Consider the following 295-nt stretch of genomic DNA (forward strand, 5'->3'; position numbering starts at 1 on the left):
TGAAGCTGATGATCAAGGTCACGCTACGATTACACCAACGCAACCTTTACCGGAAGGTAATGTCACAGCGAAGGCAACAGATAAGGCGGAACATCCTAATACTTCTGAACCATCTGATCCAGTAAAAGTGACAGATAACACACCACCTTCTAAGCCAGTAATTGACACAGATTTAACAGGTAAAGCAGGTACACAAGATCCTATTAATGTAACAGCTGAACCAGGTTCTAAAGTCGAACTATTTGATAAAGATGGGCATAAGATTGGCGAAGGTGAAGCTGATGATCAAGGTCAC

The 295-nt window shown here is 42.4% G+C and carries 1 protein-coding gene; it reads left to right on the forward strand.

Features of this window, described 5'->3' with window-relative positions; genetic code table 11:
- Window positions 1–295, forward strand: a 295-nt coding sequence (locus tag CD111_RS12500) for a hypothetical protein (protein ID WP_420866066.1), incomplete at both ends; no start/stop codon positions are given.

Origin of the sequence: Mammaliicoccus stepanovicii, assembly GCF_002902525.1 — a bacterium.
GTDB classification, from domain to species: domain Bacteria; phylum Bacillota; class Bacilli; order Staphylococcales; family Staphylococcaceae; genus Mammaliicoccus; species Mammaliicoccus stepanovicii.